Origin of the sequence: Bacillus sp. SN32 (assembly GCF_002837495.1) — a bacterium.
Taxonomy (GTDB): domain Bacteria; phylum Bacillota; class Bacilli; order Bacillales; family Bacillaceae; genus Bacillus; species Bacillus subtilis.
On record NZ_PJCT01000001.1, the window covers coordinates 139,094 to 161,272 of the forward strand.

22 protein-coding genes are annotated in these 22,179 nt (G+C 45.4%); 12 read left to right on the forward strand and 10 right to left on the reverse strand.

Going from position 1 to position 22,179, the window contains the following annotated elements:
- Positions 1-22: 22 nt before the first annotated feature.
- Positions 23-2,350, forward strand: a complete 2,328-nt coding sequence (locus tag CW370_RS00820) for a YhgE/Pip domain-containing protein (RefSeq protein WP_024572538.1) — start codon at positions 23-25, stop codon at positions 2,348-2,350.
- A 41-nt stretch (positions 2,351-2,391) separates the two neighbouring features.
- On the opposite strand, the gene fabHB is transcribed toward CW370_RS00820, so the two are convergent.
- The gene (fabHB, locus tag CW370_RS00825; RefSeq protein WP_024572537.1) at positions 2,392-3,369 is read right to left on the reverse strand and encodes a beta-ketoacyl-ACP synthase III FabHB; all 978 of its coding nucleotides are present in this window, start codon (positions 3,367-3,369) and stop codon (positions 2,392-2,394) included.
- Positions 3,370-3,497: 128 nt separating this feature from the next.
- On the opposite strand from fabHB, the gene CW370_RS00830 reads away from it, so the two are divergent.
- Positions 3,498-4,274, forward strand: a complete 777-nt coding sequence (locus CW370_RS00830; RefSeq protein WP_101169440.1) for a YhfC family intramembrane metalloprotease — start codon at positions 3,498-3,500, stop codon at positions 4,272-4,274.
- Between the two features lie 83 nt (positions 4,275-4,357).
- Here the strand turns inward: CW370_RS00830 and CW370_RS00835 are convergent, their stop codons facing one another.
- Positions 4,358-4,549 (reverse strand): hypothetical protein, encoded by a 192-nt coding sequence (locus CW370_RS00835; protein ID WP_003245634.1) that lies wholly within the window; start codon positions 4,547-4,549, stop codon positions 4,358-4,360.
- 137 nt (positions 4,550-4,686) lie between these two features.
- On the opposite strand from CW370_RS00835, the gene CW370_RS00840 reads away from it, so the two are divergent.
- Together CW370_RS00840 and CW370_RS00845 are read left to right on the forward strand one after the other, a co-directional pair.
- Positions 4,687-5,727, forward strand: coding sequence for a M42 family metallopeptidase (locus CW370_RS00840; RefSeq protein ID WP_024572535.1), 1,041 nt, complete (start codon positions 4,687-4,689; stop codon positions 5,725-5,727).
- Positions 5,728-5,739: 12 nt separating this feature from the next.
- Positions 5,740-6,147: an ASCH domain-containing protein gene (locus CW370_RS00845; RefSeq protein WP_003233192.1), complete on the forward strand. Its 408-nt coding sequence runs from the start codon at positions 5,740-5,742 to the stop codon at positions 6,145-6,147.
- A gap of 37 nt (positions 6,148-6,184) precedes the next feature.
- On the opposite strand, the gene gltT is transcribed toward CW370_RS00845, so the two are convergent.
- Both gltT and yhfH read right to left on the reverse strand, forming a co-directional pair.
- A complete protein-coding gene (gltT, locus tag CW370_RS00850) occupies positions 6,185-7,474 on the reverse strand; it encodes a glutamate/proton symporter GltT (protein ID WP_003245579.1) in 1,290 nt (429 codons plus the stop codon).
- A gap of 270 nt (positions 7,475-7,744) precedes the next feature.
- A complete protein-coding gene (yhfH, locus tag CW370_RS00855; protein ID WP_003244802.1) occupies positions 7,745-7,879 on the reverse strand; it encodes a protein YhfH in 135 nt (44 codons plus the stop codon).
- Between the two features lie 157 nt (positions 7,880-8,036).
- On the opposite strand from yhfH, the gene CW370_RS00860 reads away from it, so the two are divergent.
- From CW370_RS00860 to lcfB, 4 genes are all read left to right on the forward strand, one after another.
- Positions 8,037-8,771 carry an MBL fold metallo-hydrolase gene (locus CW370_RS00860; RefSeq protein ID WP_024572534.1) on the forward strand — a complete coding sequence of 245 codons (735 nt, stop codon included), beginning with the start codon at positions 8,037-8,039 and terminating at the stop codon, positions 8,769-8,771.
- A gap of 12 nt (positions 8,772-8,783) precedes the next feature.
- A complete protein-coding gene (gene lplJ / locus CW370_RS00865; protein WP_014479356.1) occupies positions 8,784-9,779 on the forward strand; it encodes a lipoate--protein ligase LplJ in 996 nt (331 codons plus the stop codon).
- Positions 9,780-9,843: 64 nt separating this feature from the next.
- A complete protein-coding gene (locus CW370_RS00870) occupies positions 9,844-10,488 on the forward strand; it encodes an SDR family oxidoreductase (protein WP_024572533.1) in 645 nt (214 codons plus the stop codon).
- A 117-nt stretch (positions 10,489-10,605) separates the two neighbouring features.
- Entirely contained in the window at positions 10,606-12,147 is a 1,542-nt protein-coding gene (gene lcfB / locus CW370_RS00875) for a long-chain-fatty-acid--CoA ligase LcfB (protein WP_024572532.1), read from the forward strand.
- A 38-nt stretch (positions 12,148-12,185) separates the two neighbouring features.
- Here lcfB and CW370_RS00880 read toward each other — a convergent pair whose 3' ends face one another.
- A complete protein-coding gene (locus tag CW370_RS00880) occupies positions 12,186-12,581 on the reverse strand; it encodes a hypothetical protein (RefSeq protein ID WP_017695352.1) in 396 nt (131 codons plus the stop codon).
- A 148-nt stretch (positions 12,582-12,729) separates the two neighbouring features.
- Between CW370_RS00880 and CW370_RS00885 the strand changes: the two genes are divergently transcribed.
- Entirely contained in the window at positions 12,730-14,010 is a 1,281-nt protein-coding gene (locus CW370_RS00885) for a M48 family metallopeptidase (protein WP_024572531.1), read from the forward strand.
- Positions 14,011-14,048: 38 nt separating this feature from the next.
- On the opposite strand, the gene aprE is transcribed toward CW370_RS00885, so the two are convergent.
- On the reverse strand, positions 14,049-15,194 hold the full coding sequence (gene aprE / locus CW370_RS00890; RefSeq protein WP_029726299.1) for a subtilisin AprE: 1,146 nt from the start codon (positions 15,192-15,194) through the stop codon (positions 14,049-14,051).
- Positions 15,195-15,627: 433 nt separating this feature from the next.
- On the opposite strand from aprE, the gene CW370_RS00895 reads away from it, so the two are divergent.
- The 3 genes from CW370_RS00895 to CW370_RS00905 all read left to right on the forward strand — a co-directional run bounded on the left by CW370_RS00895 (position 15,628) and on the right by CW370_RS00905 (position 18,329).
- Entirely contained in the window at positions 15,628-16,077 is a 450-nt protein-coding gene (locus CW370_RS00895) for a GNAT family N-acetyltransferase (RefSeq protein ID WP_024573577.1), read from the forward strand.
- 71 nt (positions 16,078-16,148) lie between these two features.
- Positions 16,149-17,141 (forward strand): NADPH:quinone oxidoreductase family protein, encoded by a 993-nt coding sequence (locus CW370_RS00900; RefSeq protein WP_029946220.1) that lies wholly within the window; start codon positions 16,149-16,151, stop codon positions 17,139-17,141.
- Positions 17,142-17,357: 216 nt separating this feature from the next.
- Positions 17,358-18,329 (forward strand): ABC transporter substrate-binding protein, encoded by a 972-nt coding sequence (locus tag CW370_RS00905; protein WP_003233159.1) that lies wholly within the window; start codon positions 17,358-17,360, stop codon positions 18,327-18,329.
- A 31-nt stretch (positions 18,330-18,360) separates the two neighbouring features.
- On the opposite strand, the gene phoE is transcribed toward CW370_RS00905, so the two are convergent.
- From phoE to CW370_RS00925, 4 genes are all read right to left on the reverse strand, one after another.
- The gene (phoE, locus tag CW370_RS00910) at positions 18,361-18,942 is read right to left on the reverse strand and encodes a phosphatase PhoE (RefSeq protein ID WP_014476350.1); all 582 of its coding nucleotides are present in this window, start codon (positions 18,940-18,942) and stop codon (positions 18,361-18,363) included.
- A gap of 70 nt (positions 18,943-19,012) precedes the next feature.
- On the reverse strand, positions 19,013-20,107 hold the full coding sequence (locus tag CW370_RS00915; protein ID WP_101169441.1) for an acetyl-CoA C-acyltransferase: 1,095 nt from the start codon (positions 20,105-20,107) through the stop codon (positions 19,013-19,015).
- Positions 20,104-21,543, reverse strand: coding sequence for an acyl-CoA synthetase (locus tag CW370_RS00920; protein WP_024573488.1), 1,440 nt, complete (start codon positions 21,541-21,543; stop codon positions 20,104-20,106). Before CW370_RS00920 ends, CW370_RS00915 begins: the two co-directional genes overlap by 4 nt.
- Positions 21,544-21,549: 6 nt before the next feature.
- Positions 21,550-22,110 carry a biotin transporter BioY gene (locus CW370_RS00925; protein WP_029945989.1) on the reverse strand — a complete coding sequence of 187 codons (561 nt, stop codon included), beginning with the start codon at positions 22,108-22,110 and terminating at the stop codon, positions 21,550-21,552.
- Positions 22,111-22,179: the final 69 nt, after the last annotated feature.

Sequence of the window (22,179 nt, forward strand, 5' to 3'; positions counted from 1 at the left end):
GTTTTAGAATGGAGGCATCAGGATGAACACAATACGAAGTCAGTGGAAAGACATCGTAACAAGTAAAAAATTATTGATTCCCATCATCGCCATTTTGTTTGTCCCGCTTATTTACAGCGGCGTATTCTTAAAGGCTTATTGGGACCCGTACGGCACAGTTGACCAGCTGCCTGTCGTTGTCGTCAACCAAGACAAGGGAGCAACGTATGAAGGAGAAAAACTTCAAATTGGTGATGATCTGGTCAAAGAATTAAAGGATAATAACAACTTTGATTGGCATTTTTCCAATGATCTCGACCAATCGTTAAAGGACTTATTGAATCAAAAATATTATTTAGTTGTCGAGATTCCTGAGGATTTTTCTAAGAATGCCAGCACTGTATTAGACAAAAATCCGAAAAAATTGGATCTGAAATACCATACAAATGCAGGTTCTAACTATGTAGGGGCAACGATCGGCGAAAAAGCGATTGATAAACTGAAAGCCTCTGTTTCTAAAGAAGTGACCGAGCAATATACGAAAGTTATTTTTGATAACTTTAAAGATATCGCAAAAGGTTTGAGCGACGCGAGCAGCGGCGCGAAAAAAATTGATGACGGCACAAAGGATGCGAAAAACGGAAGCGCCCAGCTGAAAGAAAATCTGGCGAAGCTGAAGGAAAGCACCGCCACTATCAGTGACAAAACAGCGCAGCTCGCAGATGGAGCGGCTCAGGTGACGAGCGGCATCCAATCGCTTGACAGCTCGCTCGGTAAATTCCAGGACAGCAGCAACCAGATTTATGATAAATCTGGTCAGCTTGCAGCAGGATCAGGCAAGATAACGGGCAAGCTGAATGAACTGAATGCCGGCCTTCAAAAGGTGCAGCAGGGCTTGCCTAATCTGACAAACGGGCTGGATCAGCTCAACAGTAAAGCGCAAGAAGGTTCTGAGAAAGCAGCAAAAGCGGAAAAACTTATAAATGCGCTCGATTTAACGAAGCTTGAAACAGCTGTGAATAACCTCGAAAAGTCAGAAACAGCGATGAAGGAATTTAAAAAACAGCTGTCTGACTTTGAAAACAGCTTAAAAAACCGTGATCAGGCATTCAAAAATCTCATCAACTCGAGTGATTTCTTAACAGCAGAGCAAAAAAGCCAGTTGATCAGCTCTGTTGAAAAGCAGCTTCCGAAAGTTGATGCGCCTGATTTTGATGAAATTTTAAGTGGGCTTCCTTCAGCTGATCAGCTGCCAGACATCGCAACGATAAAAAGCTCATTGGAAGATGTGAAAGCGGAGGTTGCCCAGGTGAAGGCATTGCCGGAAGCTACCTCTAAGCTTTATAACGGCGCAAAAGCCACTCAAGACGCGATTGACAAATTAACTGCTGGATCTGAGAAATTATACAATGCGTCACAGCAGGTGACAGATGGCCAAACTAAACTGACAGCCGGCATCGGTGAATATAATAAGCAGTTCGCAAAGGCAAAAGCGGGCTCAGAGCAATTGGTGACAGGAAGCAGCCAAGTATCCGGCGGATTGTTTAAGCTGTTAGACGGGTCTAAACAGGTCCAAAGCGGATCATCAAAACTTGCAGACGGATCTGCATCACTTGATACAGGTTTAGGCAAGCTATTGGACGGCACAGGAGAGCTGTCTAGTAAGCTGAAGGATGCGGCTGACCAAACAGGAGATATCGATGCTGATGATCAAACATATGGCATGTTTGCAGATCCAGTTAAAACCAAAGATGATGCCATTCATTCCGTTCCTAACTATGGAACAGGGCTGACACCTTATATTCTGTCAATGGGCTTATATGTCGGCGGCATCATGCTGACGGTTGTCTTCCCGCTGAAGGAAGCGTCGGGACGTCCGAGAAACGGTTTTGAGTGGTTCTTCAGCAAATTCAATGTCATGATGCTTGTAGGAATCATTCAATCATTGATTGTGGCGACGGTTCTTCTATTGGGAATTGGTCTCGAGGTAGAGAGCACGTGGAGATTTTACGTGTTTACGATCATTACGAGTCTAGCTTTTCTAGCGATAATTCAATTTTTGGCTACAACGATGGGCAACCCGGGACGATTTATCGCAGTCATTATTTTAGTGCTGCAGCTGGGAGCGAGCGGAGGAACCTTCCCGCTGGAATTGCTTCCGAATTTCTATCAAGTCATCCATGGCGCATTGCCGATGACCTACAGCATTAACGGATTCAGAGCGGTCATTTCAAACGGTGACTTTGGCTACATGTGGCAGATGGCCGGCGTCTTAATCGGCATCGCCCTCGTCATGATTGCACTAAGCATTACTTACTTTACAATGTTAAGCCGGAAGGAAGAAACATCAGAAGAACAGCCGGTTTCATAAAGAAAAAGAACTTGTTTCCTTGGAAACAAGTTCTTTTTTTGTTACATTCCCCATTTAATAAGCAATCCTGTATAGGTTAATCCGCCGCCAAACCCGAAAAGCAAAATGATTTGATCTTTTTTCAGCTTCCCGGCTTTCACTGCGAGATCGAGCGCCAAAACAATTGAAACCGAAGACGTGTTTCCGTAGTGCTCAACACTAGTGAGCGTTTTTTCAATCGGGAACGGTGTTTTTTCACAAATTGACTCGATCATGCGCAAGTTGGCGCTGTGAGGAACAAACCAATCGAGATCATCAGAGCTGAGTCCTGCTTTATGTAAAAGCCGTTCAAATTCGCCAGGGACGGTTCTTGCGGCCCATTTATATACCTCGCGTCCGTTTTGCACCATTTTTCCAGAACCGACGAGCTGCACACCGTTTATTTCATTTCGCAGTCCGGCACGATACAAAATATCGCCGCCGTTCCCGCTTGTTCCTTGTACAGACGCAAGAAATCCCGGCGTCTCTTCATCTCGTTCCACTAACAGCGCACCCGCGGCATCGCCGAACAGAACGCATGTCGTTCGATCGGTATAATCCGTTACCTTTGATAACGTCTCTCCGGCGATCACGAGAATTTTTTGATGAAGGCCTGATGTGATCAATCCATTTGCCAAATGGAGGCCGTAAGTCAGCCCGGCGCATGTCGCATTAATATCCAGCGCGCCGGTGCTTTCCCAGCCGAAATATTCCTGTACGCGGCATGCCGTACTCGGAAAGGCGTAATCGGATGTGGTTGTGGCAACGAGGATCATATCGACATCATCAAGTGTTCCTTTATAACGGCTCTTGAGATTCTTCACCGCTTCTATGCATAAATCAGAGGTAAATTGATGTTCATCCGCAATCCGGCGTTCTCTCATTCCTGTGCGCTGAACGATCCATTCATCAGAGGTATCAACGATCTTTTCTAAATCTGCATTGGTTAAACGTCTGCTCGGCGCATAGGTGCCGATAGCTGTAATTTTTGCTTTTGACATATGAATCACTCCTTATGGTCAGATTATAACACTAGATATTAGTATCTGGTACTAAAAAGAAGGTTTTTTTACAAAAAAAGAGAAGTGTAGAATAGGGAATCTATGAAAAAGAAAAAGGAGGCTGAAAAATGGTCAGTCAAGAAGCAGTAGTCTTTTTGGCATTATCCGGGGCTACTGCGTTTCTGTTGCCAATCGGGCTGATTGTATGGTTTAAGCGAAAGTATGGCGCCTCGCTTAAAGTGTTTTTTATTGGCGCTCTCACGTTTTTTGTCTTCGCTCAGCTGCTGGAAGGCGGCGTTCATGTTTATGTACTGCAAGTGAATGAAATGACGAAAGAAGCGATGCAACATCCATTATGGTATGGCATTTACGGCTGCTTGATGGCCGGCATTTTTGAGGAGTGCGGAAGGTATATGATGATGCGATTTTTTATGAAGCGCCATCATACTTGGGCAGATGGTCTGGCTTTCGGGGCAGGCCATGGCGGGCTTGAAGCCATCTTGATTACAGGCTTGTCCTCTATCTCACTTATTGTATATGCATTTGCAATCAATAGCGGGACGTTTGAACAGCTTTTGGTCAATGGCGACGTCAAACAGGCGCTTTTGCCGATACAGGAGCAGCTGCTGCATACTCCTTCGTATGAATGGATGCTGGGCGGAATAGAAAGAATCAGTGCCATTGCCGTCCAGATTGGTCTGTCTCTGCTTGTTTTGTACGCGGTTAAAAGCCGCCGGCCGCTGTTTTTGTTGTATTCTATTCTTTTACATGCACTGTTTAATGTACCGGCGGTTTTATATCAAAGAGGAATCATAGAGCATGCTGCAGCTGTTGAAATCATTGTTGCTCTTATAGCGGCTTTATCAGTTTATTGGATTGTAAAAGCAAAAAGGGTGTTTCAATAAAAGGTCCAAGCAGCAGCAATGCCCGCTTGGAAAAATGTGAATGGAAATATTCATTAAGCATGGGTTATCAGAATATTTCTGATTCAGTCTTTAGCAATGACAGCAAGAATGTCTGTGTTTTTTACAAGAGAAACAATGGTGTTTCTTTTTCTTCTTCTCGCAAGGGTCATGGCATTCTTTCTTTTTCTTGCAATGGTCGTGGAAATCTTTATCGAACCACTCGTCAAAGAACCAAAAATCATCGAACCAATCGTGACAACGACATTTCTGTTCATGTGAATGACGACAGCACATAGAAATCCCTCCTCTTCCCATGCTCTCTACAGCATATGAGAGATTGATAGGAAAAGATTGGACGGGTCCCTCGGGAAAAGAGTATATTTTAAGTAGAAAATAAAAGGAGGAATGCCCTATGACGTCCGTACGTAAAACGATGGAGCTCATTAAAGAACTTGTATCGATCCCAAGCCCGACAGGAAATACATATGAGGTGATCAATTATATTGAAAGCCTTTTAAAAGAATGGAAGGTAGAAACGGTTCGGAACCACAAGGGCGGCTTAATTGCAACGCTTCCAGGACGCGACACATCCCGGCATCGCATGCTGACAGCGCACGTTGACACCCTCGGCGCTATGGTGAAGGAGATTAAAGCGGACGGCCGGCTGAAAATCGACTTAATCGGCGGGTTTCGCTACAACTCAATTGAGGGGGAGTATTGCCAAATTGAAACCGCCTCGGGAAAAACGTACACAGGCACAATTTTAATGCATCAAACGTCTGTGCACGTATACAAAGACGCGGGAAAGACTGAGCGGAATCAAGAGAATATGGAGATCCGCCTAGATGAACCAGTTCACTGCCGGAAAGATACGGAGGAGCTTGGCATTGGTGTCGGAGACTTTGTGTCGTTTGATCCCCGTGTCGAGATCACATCAAGCGGATTTATTAAATCGCGCCATTTGGATGACAAAGCAAGCGTCGCCTTATTGCTCCGCTTAATTCATCAAATTCAAACAGAAGACATTGAGCTGCCGTATACAACCCATTTTCTTATTTCCAATAATGAAGAAATCGGTTACGGCGGGAATTCGAATATTCCTCCTGAAACAGTTGAATATTTGGCGGTTGATATGGGGGCTATCGGTGACGGGCAGGCGACTGATGAATATTCAGTATCAATCTGTGTGAAGGATGCGAGCGGGCCGTATCATTATCAGCTCAGAAAGCATTTAGTTCAATTAGCCGAGAAGCATCATATCGACTATAAGCTTGATATATATCCGTACTACGGGTCTGATGCGTCAGCAGCGATCAAATCCGGGCATGATATTGTGCATGGCCTCATAGGGCCGGGAATTGACGCTTCTCATGCATTTGAACGCACCCATAAATCATCTCTTCGCCATACCGCTAAGCTTCTGTATTACTATGTACAGTCACCAATGGTATAAGGGGGAGGACCAATGAAGATTTATAAGCTGAAAAGCACATTCGGCTGGGAAGGTGATGACGGGTTGGGAGAACAGCTGATTCAGCAGATCCTTGCCGGAGAAAAAACCGCCACGTGCGCGCCGAAATCATTGTATTCAAAAGATGAATTGAGGGACGTTTATCAAACAGCGGGTCAGCTTGTTACCGTTTATGATAAACATGACAATCCAAGATGCAATATAAAAGTAACAGATGTCTTTGAAACCACCTTTGGTGCGCCTGATATGAGGTTAGTCAAAGGAGAGGGCAATGGAGACCGAATTGAGGAGTTTCAAGAGGATCATCGGATGGCATGGGCGGAACTGATCAAAAGCGGTGAACTGGAGCTGAATGAGGATACTGTTTTGATTACAGAGCTGTTTGTGCTTGTTAAAGATTAAAAAAAGCCTGCGGGGCAAGAACCCCGCAGGCTTTTCATTAACCAGAAATGGTTGCGTTTTGTTCTGTTTTCGATTGGGACATAACAGTTTCTGCTTTCGCAGGATTAAACATGCCTTCCCATTTAGACATCACAACGGCAGCAAGCGCGTTACCAGTCAGGTTGACAACTGTACGTGCCATATCCATGATGCGGTCTACGCCGGCAATAAAGGCAAGTCCTTCAGCCGGAACGCCGATGGTGCCAAGCGTTGCAAGCAAGACAACAAAAGAAGTACCAGGCACGGCAGCCATCCCTTTAGATGTCACCATTAAGACGAGCACAAGCGTAATCTGGTGCCAAATCGTCAAATCAATGCCATATACCTGTGCTAAAAAGAGTGCGGCAATAGATTGATAGAGAACGGAACCGTCTAAGTTAAACGTGTAACCGATCGGAATGACAAATGAAACAATGCCTTTCGGACATCCGATTTTCTCCATTTTTTCCATGATGCGCGGAAGAACCGTTTCAGAGCTGGACGTACTGAACGCCAGTAAGATTTCGTCCTTCATGTAAGCAAGGAACTTGAAGATGCTGATGCCGGCAATTTTTGCGACAATCCCGAAAATAACAATTAAGAAGAAAGCAAGCGCGACATAAACCAATCCGACGAGCTTTCCGAGAGAGATAAGAGAACCGAGTCCGAATTTAGACACAGTCACTCCGATAAGAGCGAAAACGCCGAATGGCGCCACTTTCATCACAAGGTTTACAACGTGGAACATGGCATGGGATACACCTTCAAAAAAGGCTAATACAGGCTTGCCTCTTTCACCGATCGCGGAAATACCCAATGCAAATAGTACTGTAAAGCAGATGATGGCTAGAAGATCCCCTTCGACCAATGACTGGAAGAAGTTTGTCGGCACAATATGGAGGAACGTTTCCGCCACTGATTTATTACTTTGTTCTTTTTCAGTTTCAACATATTGACTAATGTCCGATTTTTGAGCTTCGTGTATATTAACTCCTGTACCCGGATGGAAGATGTTTGCAAGGGCTAGTCCGAGAATAATGGCAAAAGTCGTGATGATCTCGAAGTACAGAATCGTTCTGAAGCCTAATTTACCGACTTGCTTTCCATTTCCTGCACCGGCTACACCGATGATTAAGCTGGAGACAACAATAGGAATCACTATCATTTTGATTAAGCGTAAAAAGAGATCCCCGATTGGCTGCAGGTAAGTAGGCAATGCTGGGTTGCCATACCAAATGACGCCAACAATGACACCTAGAATAAGTCCAACGAATATTTGTGTGGCTAATCCAAACTTAATTCTTTTCATAGATTACCTCCCAAAAAACAAAGTATCAACATATATCATGAATAGACATATATTTAATCTCACTATTAGATCAAATTATAATAGATAAGAAATCAATTCGTCTATAGTAAATTATATTTCGAAAATAAAGAATATTCAATGACATTATGATAATCACCAGAATTATCTAAAAACAGGTGAGCTTTGACCTAACCTGACTATTATTTCAAAATTAAGAGATATGTGAAAAAATAAGAAAATCCCACGCGTAAGGCGCGGGATTTTCGCTCATTACAAATCGTTTACTTTTATACAGTCATTGCAAATATTACCATAGCACTCATGCTGCTCTTCTATCTTTTTTCCGCATTCCGCACACTTTTTCGAAGGCAGGTTTCTAAAAAATTCTGTGATTTTCCCCAGCATAACCAATCCCTCTTTCCCCTTTGTAGTGATTTCATTGTAATATAACAGATTGCAAAAATCAATAACTGTTTTGATACAATGTTTAAAACATGCTTTTTTCAAGAAAAATGGGTATATTGAAGGAGGATCAATTTTTTTGAAAAGATAGGAGGACATTATGAAAGTTACAGTTATCGGATGCTATGGCGGTTTTCCGGCCGCAAATGAAGCGACGTCAGGCTATTTGTTTCAGTCAGGTGATTACTCTCTGCTTGTTGATTGCGGCAGTGCCGTTTTGTCTAAGCTGTTCGGATATGTGCCGGCGGAAAAGCTGGATGCGGTCGTTCTGTCTCATTATCACCATGACCATATCGCTGATATCGGGCCGCTGCAATTTGCCAAGCAAGTCGGTTCGTTTCTCGGCAAAGGAGAGCATACGCTTCCGATTTACGGACATGATGCTGATATAGAACAGTTTCAAAAGCTTACATATAAAACACATACAAAAGGGATCGCCTATCAGCCGGATCAGCCGCTGACTGCCGGTCCGTTTACGATCACCTTTTTAAAAACGATTCACCCGGTGACGTGCTATGCCATGCGGATTACTGACGACAGCCACACTGTCGTTTATACTGCTGATTCCAGCTATCAGGATTCATTTATACCGTTTTCGAAAGATGCTGATTTATTGATCTCGGAATGCAATTTTTATGCCGATCAAGACGGAACAAGTGCAGGCCATATGAACAGCCTGGAAGCCGGGCGCATTGCAAAAGAAGCCGGAGCGGGAGAACTGCTGCTGACACATTTGCCGCATTTTGGCGTGCATGACAATCTTCGCAAAGAAGCGAAAACCGTTTTTAACGGAGAAGTGAATATTGCGAAATCAGGCTTTGTGTGGGAAGGATAAAGGAGGAGCACCATGTTATTTATAGACAATCAAAATATCAATGATCCGCGGATCAATCTTGCTATCGAGGAGTACTGTGTAAAGCATTTAGACCCTGAACAGCAATATTTGCTCTTTTATGTGAATCAACCGTCTATTATCATTGGGAAAAACCAAAATACAATAGAAGAAATCAATACAAAATATGTAGAGGAAAACGGGATTATCGTCGTCCGCCGTTTATCAGGCGGGGGCGCTGTGTACCATGATCTGGGGAACTTGAACTTCAGCTTTATTACCAAGGATGACGGGGACAGCTTTCATAACTTTAAAAAATTCACTGAGCCGGTGATTCAGGCGTTACATCAGCTTGGAGTTGAAGCCGAATTAAGCGGCCGGAACGACATTGTAGTGGATGGCCGGAAAATATCCGGAAACGCTCAGTTTGCAACGAAAGGCCGTATTTTCAGCCACGGCACCCTCATGTTTGATTCAGCCATTGATCATGTTGTATCAGCATTAAAGGTGAAAAAGGATAAAATTGAATCAAAAGGCATCAAATCGATCAGAAGCCGAGTAGCAAACATCAGTGAGTTTCTCGATGATAAAATGACCACCGAAGAATTCCGCAGCCATTTGCTTCGCCATATTTTTAACACAAACGACATTGGAAACGTGCCGGAGTATAAGCTGACGGAAAAAGATTGGGAGACCATTCATCAAATTTCGAAAGAGCGCTATCAGAATTGGGATTGGAACTACGGCCGCTCGCCGAAATTTAACCTTAATCATTCGAAACGTTATCCGGTTGGATCGATCGATTTGCGCCTGGAGGTCAAGAAAGGCAAAATCGAGGACTGCAAAATCTTCGGAGATTTCTTCGGTGTCGGTGATGTATCTGAAATTGAAAACCTGCTGGTCGGAAAACAATACGAACGCAGCGTCATCGCTGATGTGCTCGAAGGTGTGAATCTCAAGCATTACTTTGGGAACATTACGAAAGAGGATTTCCTTGATCTGATTTATTAAGGCAAAACACATCGTTTGAAAGAGCGGTTGTGTTTTTGAAATAATGGAGGCAGGAGGGATTCACATGAAAGTGTTTTTAATCGGAGCGAACGGACAAATCGGGCAAAGACTCGTCTCTTTATTCCAAGATAATCCTGATCATTCCATCAGAGCGATGGTCAGAAAAGAAGAACAGAAAGCGTCTCTTGAAGCTGCCGGTGCAGAAGCTGTGCTTGCGAATCTGGAGGGCAGCCCGGAAGAAATCGCCGCTGCGGCAAAAGGCTGTGACGCGATCATTTTCACAGCCGGTTCCGGCGGCAGCACAGGCTATGATAAAACGCTGCTGGTGGATCTTGATGGAGCGGCAAAAGCCATTGAAGCTGCGGACATTGCCGGAATCAAACGGTTTATTATGGTCAGCGCCCTGCAAGCCCATAACCGTGAAAATTGGAATGAGGCACTCAAACCTTATTATGTGGCCAAGCATTATGCTGATAAAATTCTGGACGCGAGCGGTTTAACCTATACGATTATCCGTCCGGGAGGCCTTCGCAATGAGCCTGGAACGGGAACTGTTTCAGCAGCGAAGGATCTGGAGCGGGGATTTATTTCCCGTGATGACGTTGCAAAAACGGTCATTGCCTCTTTAGATGAGAAGAATACGGAAAATCGGGCCTTTGATCTGACAGAAGGAGATATGCCGATTGCCGAAGCATTGAAGAAACTATGACAGTACTGACACTCAGGGCTTTTTGCTCTTGAGTGTTTTTTTCTGTTTCTCTATAATGGAGGAGAAAGCTTGGCTTCAATAATGAATGACTATTCATTCACTTTAAGGGGTGGGAGAATGAATCTTGTTTCAAAATTGGAAGAAACAGCATCTGAGAAGCCCGACAGCATCGCATGCAGGTTTAAAGATCACATGATGACGTATCAAGAGCTGAATGAACATATTCAGCGATTTGCGGACGGCCTTCAGGAAGCCGGTATGGAGAAAGGGGACCATCTAGCTTTGCTGCTTGGCAATTCGCCTGATTTTATCATCGCGTTTTTTGGCGCTTTAAAAGCTGGGATCGTGGTTGTTCCCATCAATCCGTTGTACACGCCGACAGAAATTGGTTATATGCTGACAAATGGTGATGTAAAGGCAATCGTGGGCGTTAGCCAGCTTTTGCCGCTTTATGAGAGCATGCATGAATCGCTGCCAAAGGTTGAGCTCGTCATTTTATGCCAGACGGGGGAGGCCGAGCCGGAAGCCGCGGACCCAGAGGTCAGGATGAAAATGACAACGTTTGCAAAAATATTGCGGCCGACATCTGCCGCTAAACAAAACCAAGAACTTGTCCCTGATGATACCGCGGTTATTTTATATACGTCAGGAACGACTGGAAAACCGAAAGGCGCGATGCTGACTCATCAGAATTTGTACAGCAATGCCAACGATGTCGCAGGCTATTTGGGAATGGATGAGAAGGACAATGTAGTCTGCGCTCTTCCCATGTTTCACGTGTTTTGTTTAACCGTCTGCATGAATGCACCGCTGATGAGCGGCGCAACTGTCTTGATTGAGCCTCAATTCAGTCCGGCATCTGTTTTTAAGCTTGTTAAGCAGCAGCAGGCGACCATTTTTGCCGGTGTACCTACGATGTATAATTACTTGTTTCAGCATGAAAACGGAAAGAAAGATGATTTTTCTTCGATCCGGCTGTGCATTTCGGGAGGCGCGGCCATGCCAGTCGCGTTGCTGACGGCGTTTGAAGAAAAATTCGGCGTTACCATTTTGGAAGGATACGGGCTCTCGGAAGCATCACCCGTTACGTGCTTTAACCCGTTTGACAGGGGCAGGAAGCCGGGCTCCATCGGGACAAGTATCTTACATGTCGAAAACAAGGTCGTAGATCCGCTCGGACGCGAGCTGCCCGCTCACCAGGTCGGCGAATTGATCGTGAAAGGCCCCAATGTGATGAAGGGCTATTATAAAATGCCGATGGAAACAGAGCATGCATTAAAAGACGGGTGGCTTTATACGGGGGACTTGGCAAGACGGGATGAGGACGGCTATTTTTACATTGTTGACCGGAAAAAAGACATGATCATTGTAGGAGGATACAATGTGTATCCGCGGGAGGTGGAGGAGGTGCTGTACAGCCATCCGGACGTCAAGGAGGCGGTTGTCATCGGCGTGCCGGACCCCCAAAGCGGGGAAGCGGTAAAGGGATATGTGGTGCCGAAACGCTCTGGGGTAACAGAGGAGGACATCATGCAGCACTGCGAAAAGCATCTGGCAAAATACAAGCGGCCTGCCGCCATTACGTTTCTTGACGATATTCCGAAAAATGCGACGGGGAAAATGCTCAGACGGGCACTGAGAGATATTTTGCCCCAATAAAATGAAAAAGCGAAGCGGTTAGCTTCGCTTTTTCATTTTCAATCCTTTGCTTCTTTTTTAATAATATTTAGCAGCGCCTTTGTATCATTTTTGCTTAATTTGTAGTATGTGCCATCCTTCGAAAAAACGGCTTGCTGGCTGTCGTCAATCCATAGTCTGAATGAGTCATACCGGTCTTTATGAAACTTGATTGTCCCTTCGTAATCAGGGGCTGATGTTTTTTCTGTCTTCACCTGTTTTCCCTGATTCATAATATCCAGCATATCTTTGACGTGCTGTCTTTTTTCAATCTCGATATCTTCCTGGCCGCTTGAAGACAGTGTGATCAAATCCGCGTCTACCGATTGATACACATCGCCTGATCGGCTGTAAAGATAAAAAAATGCTATAAACACAAGACCGATTACCACGATGGCTGCCACTATTTTTTTCATTTGCATCACTCCAAACATTGTTAGTTTTCCCAGCGATCGGGTTTTCCATGCTTAAAAGGATGGAAAAGTGCGGAACACAGCTTGGTTCTAAGAATTTGAATTTATGATTACAATAGAAGTAACGGGTTGATGTGAGGAGTGAGGCGTTATGCGCAAGTGGATTGCGGCAGCAGGACTTGCTTACGTGCTGTACGGGCTGTTTTTTTATTGGTATTTTTTCCTGTCGGGTGATTCTGCAATACCGGAAGCCGTGAAAGGGACGCAGGCTGATCCGGCTTCTTTCATGAAGCCGTCTGAGTTGGCAGTGGCCGAGCAGTATTCGAATGTCAAGAATTTTTTATTTTTTATCGGGGTACCACTTGATTGGTTTCTGTTTTTTGTTCTGCTTGTCAGCGGTGTTTCAAAGAAAATCAAGAAATGGATGGAAGCGGCCGTGCCTTTTCGCTTTTTGCAGACCGTTGGTTTTGTGTTTGTGCTTTCGCTGATTACAACATTGGTGACGCTGCCTGTAGATTGGATAGGCTATCAAGTATCGCTTGACTATAACATTTCCACACAGACAACGGCCAGCTGGGCTAAGGATCAGGTTATCAGCTTTTGGATCAGCTTTCCAATCTTTACGCTTTGCGTTCTCGTATTTTATTGGCTGATCAAAAGGCATGAAAAAAAATGGTGGTTATACGCCTGGCTGTTAACAGTGCCGTTTTCGCTTTTTCTGTTTTTTATTCAGCCGGTCATTATCGATCCTTTATACAATGAATTTTATCCGCTGAAAAACAAAGAGCTTGAAAGCAAAATTTTAGAGCTGGCAGATGAAGCCAATATTCCGGCTGATCATGTATATGAAGTGAACATGTCAGAAAAAACAAATGCGCTGAATGCCTATGTTACAGGAATCGGGGCCAATAAACGGATTGTATTGTGGGATACGACGCTGAACAAACTTGACGATTCAGAAATTCTGTTTATTATGGGCCACGAAATGGGCCATTATGTCATGAAGCACGTTTACATCGGTCTGGCTGGCTATTTGCTCGTGTCGCTCGCCGGACTTTATGTCATTGATAAGCTTTACAAGCGGACGGTTCGCCTAACCCGCAGCATGTTTCATTTAGAAGGGCGGCATGATCTTGCGGCACTTCCGCTGTTATTGCTTTTGTTTTCTGTTTTGAGCTTTGCGGTGACGCCTTTTTCTAATGCTGTCTCGCGTTATCAGGAGAATAAGGCTGACCAGTATGGGATCGAGTTGACAGAGAACAGAGAAGCCGCTGTTAAAACGTTTCAGGATTTGGCCGTGACGGGGCTGAGCCAGGTTGATCCTCCGGTGCTTGTGAAGATTTTCAGAGGCAGCCATCCGTCGATCATGGAACGGATTCAACATGCGGAGAAAGAAGAGAATGCGCCGGAACATCAGGATGCTGACAAATAAAAAGAAGCAGGTATGGAGGAACCTGCTTCTTTTTACTATTATTGTGCAGCTGCTTGTACGTTGATTAACCCTTTTCCATAGTAGAAAGAGTTTCCAAGATATGTTGCAGTGCTTTCTAAACGATCACGGACTTGCGCGTTTGTCCAAGTCGGGTGCTTAGAAAGAATTAACGCTGCTGCTCCGGCAACGTGAGGAGTCGCCATGGACGTGCCGTTGTAAGCACCGTAAGTGCCTCCAGGAAGTGTGCTTTGGATGGATACGCCAGGAGCCATCACATCAAGCTCAGAACCTGCGCTTGAGAATGAAGCTCTTTGGTTGCTGCTGTTTACCGCACCTACCGCAATAGTAGAAGGATATTTTGCAGGGTAGCCGACTGTGCTTGAGCTTCCGGACGAACCTTCGTTTCCGGCAGCGGCAGCAACGACGATACCGCTGGAAACGGCTTTGTCAACGACTGTTTTCAGCGCTGTAGAACCAGTAGGTCCGCCAAGGCTCATGTTGATAACATCCATATTGTTGGAAATGGCCCACTCAATGCCGTTAATAATCCAGCTATATTGGCCGCTTCCTGTTGAATCAAGCACTTTTACTGCATATAATGATGCGCTTGGCGCTACGCCCAGAACACCGATTGAGTTATTAAGAGCGGCAATCGTACCGGCTACATGCGTACCGTGAGAACTGCCGTCCTGGTATGGGTTTGTTTCAGAAGGTACGAAGCTTGCTCCGCCTCTGACGTTTAAGTCAGGATGAGAAGAGTCAATTCCGCTGTCAATAACAGCTACTTTTACGTTAGAGCCTGTGTAGCCTTGAGAGTGAAGAGCCGGCGCTTTAATTTGAGAAATGCCATAAGGAACAGATTGCGCATATTCATGTGCAATATGATCTTCTTCCACATATGCAACGCTCGGATCTTTTTTCAATTCTTTTACAGCTTTTTCATCCAATGTTGCTGCGGCCGCGTTAACATACTTAAATTGCTTTTGAACCTTTCCGCCTTTTTCAGAAATAACATCCTTTTTCTTGGCGGAACTCATGGCACTCATTGTCTGCTTAAATCCGACAATGTATTTCTTTTCTGTACTGCTTTTTCCGGCAGCCTGCGCAGACATGTTGCTGAACGCCATCGTAAAGATTAACGTTAACGCAAACAACAAGCTGATCCACAATTTTTTGCTTCTCACTCTTTACCCTCTCCTTTTAAAAAATTCAGATTAGACTTACTTAAAAGACTATTCTGTGAATTTATTGTAATAGATGGAATAATATTTTAGTAGACCCATTTTTTTGAGATGATTTTATCTCTATTTAGGTATATCATCTCTCGCTATTTCCGTAGAGACTCGAAATAACTATTTTCATACAGAAAAGAACGAAAATAGACATGAGTAAATGTTCATTATGCTGAAATGTCATGCTTTTTTAGGTTAAATGCTCCTGAGTCCCTGCAAATTCCTGTCGAAAAAATTCGTTCAAATGACCTGCATATGCTTCCGTGAGAACAATGGATATTATCGTGATATTTTTTCAAAGCATGATGATAAAAGTATTCTGAAAAATAAACTTTACAGAAAAGGGATAGAATAAAAAAATTATTGAGAGGGAGGAAGAAATGAGATGAACATTCGCCAAGCAAAGACATCAGATGCAGCAGCCCTCGCGCCGCTGTTTAACCAATATCGGGAATTTTATAGACAGGCATCCGATTTGCAAGGGGCGGAGGCTTTTTTGAAAGCTCGTTTGAAAAATCACGAGTCTGTTATTTTGATAGCAGAAGAAAATGGAGAATTCATAGGCTTTACCCAGCTCTATCCAACGTTTTCTTCTGTGTCAATGAAAAGGATCTACATATTAAATGACTTATTTGTCGTTCCTCATGCGCGTACAAAGGGAGCCGGCGGCCGGCTGCTTTCTGCCGCAAAGGATTATGCAGAGGAAAACGGGGCAAAATGTTTAACGCTTCAGACTGAGCACCACAACCGGAAGGCAAGAAGCTTGTATGAGCAAAACGGCTATGAAGAGGATACCGGATTTGTCCATTATTCTCTCAATGTGCCGGCGAAGTGAAAGCTGTGGCTTGATGATTTGGTTTTTTGAACGTTCTTCGGTTACGATATAAATGAAAAGGAGTGTGCCGAATGTCAACGTTATTTCAAGCATTGCAGGCTGAAAAAAATGCCGATGATGTTTCAGTCCATGTGAAAACCATATCAACAGAGGATTTGCCGAAGGATGGTGTCCTGATTAAAGTTGCTTATTCCGGCATCAATTACAAAGATGGTCTGGCCGGAAAAGCAGGAGGCAATATTGTCAGAGAGTATCCGCTTATTTTAGGCATCGATGCTGCGGGTACGGTCGTCTCTTCCAATGATCCGCGTTTTGCGGAGGGGGATGAGGTGATCGCGACAAGCTATGAGCTCGGTGTCTCACGTGATGGCGGATTAAGTGAATACGCTTCGGTGCCTGGTGACTGGCTGGTGCCTTTGCCACAGAATCTTTCGTTAAAAGAAGCGATGGTGTACGGAACGGCGGGATTTACTGCGGCGTTATCAGTTCATCGGCTTGAACAGAACGGTATGTCTCCGGAAAAAGGCAGCGTGCTAGTCACAGGAGCAACCGGCGGTGTCGGCGGAATTGCGGTATCGATGCTGAACAAGCGGGGCTATGATGTTGTGGCAAGCACCGGAAACCGGGAGGCGGCTGATTATTTGAAACAGCTCGGTGCAAGCGAAGTAATCAGCAGGGAAGATGTCTATGACGGAACGCTTAAGGCGCTGTCCAAGCAGCAATGGCAGGGAGCGGTTGATCCAGTCGGCGGAAAACAGCTTGCCTCGCTTTTAAGCAAAATTCAATACGGCGGATCTGTCGCAGTGAGCGGCTTAACCGGCGGAGGAGAAGTTCCGGCAACGGTGTATCCTTTTATTCTTCGCGGAGTAAGCCTGCTCGGAATCGATTCAGTATACTGTCCGATGGACGTCAGAGCCGCTGTTTGGGAGCGCATGTCTTCTGATCTCAAGCCTGATCAGCTGCTGACCATCGTGGACAGGGAAGTATCATTGGAAGAAACGCCGGGTGCGTTAAAAGATATTTTGCAAAATCGCATTCAAGGAAGAGTGATTGTGAAGCTATAACAAGATCAGCTTGCAGAGAATGTTATTTTTCTGCAAGCTTTTTTGTGGACAGGATGATCAGCTGCTGAACTGCTGTGTCGCGAAACAAGATTTTCATGTAAGCGGAACTTTCTCTTCCCATTTTAAAAATAATTGGTGATAATGATTCTCATTCCGTGTTATACTACTCTTGGACATCTTAACCATAGAAACTACCAACAGGAGAGACTGGAACATATGAAAAAAACACTGATTATTCTTACAGTTTTACTTCTTTCTGTCTTAACGGCTGCTTGCTCGTCTTCAAGCGGCAATCAAAACAGTAAAGAACATAAAGTGGCGGTAACACATGATTTAGGGAAGACAAATGTGCCTGAGCATCCGAAGCGGGTTGTTGTTCTTGAGCTTGGTTTTATTGATACACTGCTTGATCTCGGCATTACGCCTGTCGGGGTTGCCGATGACAACAAAGCGAAGCAGCTGATCAACAAGGATGTGCTGAAGAAAATTGACGGCTACACATCTGTCGGCACTCGCTCACAGCCAAGCATGGAAAAAATCGCTTCATTAAAACCCGATTTAATTATTGCTGACACGACCAGGCATAAGAAGGTGTACGATCAGCTGAAAAAAATAGCGCCGACGATTGCGCTTAATAATTTAAATGCTGATTATCAGGATACAATTGACGCTTCACTTACGATTGCAAAAGCAGTCGGCAAGGAGAAGGAAATGGAGAAAAAGCTGACGGCGCATGAAGAAAAGCTTAGCGAGACAAAGCAGAAAATCAGCGCGAACAGCCAGTCCGTGCTTTTGATCGGAAATACAAATGATACGATTATGGCCAGGGATGAAAACTTCTTTACATCGAGACTTTTAACACAGGTCGGCTATCGATATGCAATCAGTACGTCAGGTAATAGCGATTCAAGCAATGGCGGCGACTCTGTGAATATGAAAATGACACTGGAGCAGCTGCTGAAAACAGATCCGGATGTGATCATCCTGATGACAGGAAAAACAGATGACCTCGACGCCGACGGTAAACGCCCGATCGAAAAGAATGTCCTTTGGAAAAAACTGAAGGCAGTGAAAAACGGGCATGTATACCACGTGGACCGTGCGGTGTGGTCTCTGCGCCGCAGTGTAGACGGGGCGAATGCCATTTTGGACGAGCTTCAAAAAGAGATGCCGGCTGCTAAGAAATAAAAGAAAAGACAGGCAAACGCCTGTCTTTTTCTTATTTGATAAAGCCGGATAAGTGGCTGTTGATATTATAGTCTTTTATCCGCCATTTTTCTTCTGCAAATTCAATGTTGCTGAGGCAGGCGTTGACGAGGCGCGTGCTTTGAAGCTCCGGGTCACCGCCCGATATTTCCGTCAGCAGTGCGTGAATTGCCGCACCGTGCGCCACGATCAGTACCTTCTGGTTTGGGTACGCCTGGTTCACTTTTGCCAAACCGCCCATCAGCCTGTCAGTGAGTTCTTCTAACGTTTCCATATTCGGATAGATGTTATCCGGATAGCGCTTTGTCCGTTCCTCCAGCGGCATGCCCTCCGCGTCGCCGTAATCGCGTTCCTTAAAATCATCCATCTCGACAATCGGAAGATGCAAATATTCATTAATAATTTCCGCGGTTCTTTTCGCTCTTTTCAGCGGGCTCGTCACAATAATATCCCAAGAAAAGTCCTTTACATATTCTCCGGTTTCTCTTGCTTGGCGTTCACCTGTTGCGTTTAGCGGAATATCGGTTTTTCCTTGGCATTTTTGCTGCAGGTTCCAATCGGTTTCTCCATGTCTTACTAAGCAAACGGCTGTCATAAAATCCCCTTCCTGACTTTATTCATATCGCTATTATACTAAATCGAAAGCGTGCATCCTATGAAAAAGCCTATGCAAGAACTTCAAATAATAAAGCCAGTCCAATTCCGCCGCCGCTTCCGATGGCTGCAACAGCATATTGACAGTCTGTCCGTCTTTTCGCTTCATAAAACAATCTGGTTACCAGAGCTGCACCTGATGCACCGTATGGATGGCCAAGAGCTAATGCGCCGCCGCGCACATTGATTTTTGAAAAGGGAATGCCGAGTTCTTGCGAGCAGACACAAATTTTGACGGCAAAGGCTTCATTGATTTCAAATAAACCGATATCATCAGGTGTTACATCGTGTGTATGTAAGAGATTACGGATCGCATCAACCGGTGCCGCGGGCGGATAGTTGGGGTGAATCCCGCTGACTGCGCTGCCGATAAACCGGAGCACAGGCTTAAGTCCCAGGGCTGCCGCTTTTTCTTCTTCCATTACTAAAAGAGCCGCTGCTCCGTCTGCTATGCCGCTGCTGTTGGCTGCTGTGACTGTTCCGGAGCTGGTGTCGAAAACCGGCTTTGCACGGGGAATAATCGCTTTTATCGGACGTGTTTTCAAAAATGCTTCGTCTGTCTCCAATTCCCCGAGAGGAACAATTTCTTCACGGTAAAATCCTCCATCATGCGCGTTCCTGCTGCGTTGATGGCTGAGAAGCGCGTACTCATCCTGCATGTTTCTGCTGATGGAATAGCGTGCTGCCGTATATTCTGCTGCGATTCCCATGTCGGGATCGCCGATCGCATCTGGAGAAAAGCGGGCCCGTTCTGAAAAAGGGGATTGGCTGCTGCTTTCTGAGCCGCCCGCGATATACATCGTGCCGGCTCCCGCTTGAATAAGGCTGCAGGCATAGCGCACAGCTTCAAGGCCGGAGCCGCACTGTCTGTCAATTGTCATTCCGGGAACCGATAAAGGCAGTCCGGCTTGAAGGGCTGACAGTCTGGCGAGGTTGCCGCCTCTGCCAGTAGCATTTCCGAGAATGACCTCGTCAACTTGATCCTCTAGCTTTCGGCTGAGACAGCGGATGATGGGAGCTGCCAAATCCTCCGGCAGGAAGGGCTTCAGCAGTCCGTTTTGATTTCCAAAGATCGTTCGTTTTGCATCAACAATAACCGCATTCATTTATACTGTACGGCCTCTTCCAGCCATTTTTTCACGCTGGAACGGGCAATTTTTCCGCTGCTCGTTTCCGGCAAGCTGTCTGCAAACACCCATTTTTTCGGGATTTTATAGGAGGCTAATTTCTGTTTACACCAGGCTTTCAGTGTTCTGGCATTAGCGTTTCCAAGAATGACAGCTACAGCGATTTCTCCCCAATACTCGTCCGGCATTCCAACGACAGCCGCGCTTTCAACCTCTGGGCAGGCGAGAAGCACACGTTCAATTTCTTCTGGGAAAATATTTAATCCTCCGTACACGATCATCCCGTTTTCTCTTCCTGCTATGTATAGAAAGCCATCCTCATCAACATAGCCCATATCATCCACTGTCATCCATTCATCTGGTGTGCTGCCGTTCACATAGCCGGAAAACCGCATCGGGCTTTTGACAAATATTTTTCCGATTTCCCCTGGCTGACAGCATTCTCCTCCAGGGTTGCGGATTTCGATCCGGACATTATGAAAAGGGCGGCCCGCTGAATGCGGCTTCCGTTTGCTGTCTTCCGGTGAAGAAAACGTCACAAAACTAAGCTCTGATGTGCCGTAAAAATCGTACAGCTTGAGATGAGGCCATGCAGCGGCAAGCTTCTCCTTGGATTCTGCCGGCCAGTCTGCGCCGGATGAAATGATTTTGACGGGACTGTCGGGAAAACCCTCAATCCTTGTGAGGGCGTCTGTCATCGTCGGTACGGTATAGAGAACGCTGATGGATTCACGGCACAGCCATTCCTTCGCTTTGGCAGGAGAAAACTTTTTCAGCAAACAAACGGTTCCTCCGAGAAACAAAGTGCTGACAGCCCCATATAGGAAGTGAGAGGACATTAACGTTCCGGGAATCAGAACCTTATCATTTGATGAAATCGAAAAATCTGTTCCTGTACAGGTAAAGCTCTCTATCCATGAGCGGTGAGATCGCGTAAAGGCCTTCGGTTTTCCTGTCGAGCCCGACGTAAATCCCATATAAAAAGGGTGCTCCGGATCAATGGTAGGCAAGGGATCAGCGGCTGCTTCAGAAATATCTGCCATACAGTTATCCAGCAATACAACAGGTGTCTGGCTATCTGTCAGTTTGTTTTTAAAAAAGGCTAAAGTAACCACAAGATCTGCATTGCTTATGGACAGCCGCTCCTTACATTCAGCCGGGCTCCAGCGTGTGTCGATGGGAATGGCCGTACATCCAGCCGCTGCGGCTCCGGCAAACAGCTGTAAAAACGCCAGACTATTTGGGAGCAGGATCGCCACACGATTCGGCAAGCTCGGCTGTGACCTCAGCCAATTTGCGGTTTGAAAGACAAGACGAGCCCAATCCTGGTACGTGATTTGCTCCGATTCAGTCTGGATCGCCACACGCCCGGGCGATGTTTCGGCGGTAGATGAATAGGTATGAGTAATTGTCATGTAGTGTCATCCTCCTTTTGTAAACATCGTATCAGAAAGAGACAAGGCTTGAGTGATTTTTATCGCCAGAAATGCAGATGCAGCCGCTTTTATCAAATCACCAGGCACATATGCAAGGCTCATGAAGGCGGCCTGTGACAAATCAATATGCATGATAAAAGCTTGTACCGGTATACCAAGCAGATAAATAAAGATGATGCCGAATACGATATGAGTGAAAAAGAGACGCAATACTGTCACCTTCCGCAGCCTGTTAGCGGCTAAACTGATCAGCCATGAAGCGAGGGGATAAGCAATCAAAAAGCCTGCGCTCGGTCCGAAAAACACACCAAAACCGCCTCGTCCGCCGGGCAACAGCGGCGCTCCGAAGGCGACGAGCAGCAAAAAGACAAGCTGGCTTAAGAAAGCAGACTTTGGCCTGAGGATACTGCCTGCCAACATGACACCAAGCGTTTGCAATGTAATCGGAACGGGTGTAAAGGATAAGAAGAGAGGGGGCATAAAGCCGAGCACTGCCATCAGTGCGGTGAAAATCGCAATATGCATCATGTCGATTAATTTCAGCATGTGAAATCCTCCAAACAGTAATCAAATATGGTTATACAATAAATGCAGGTAATTATCATGTCAACCAAT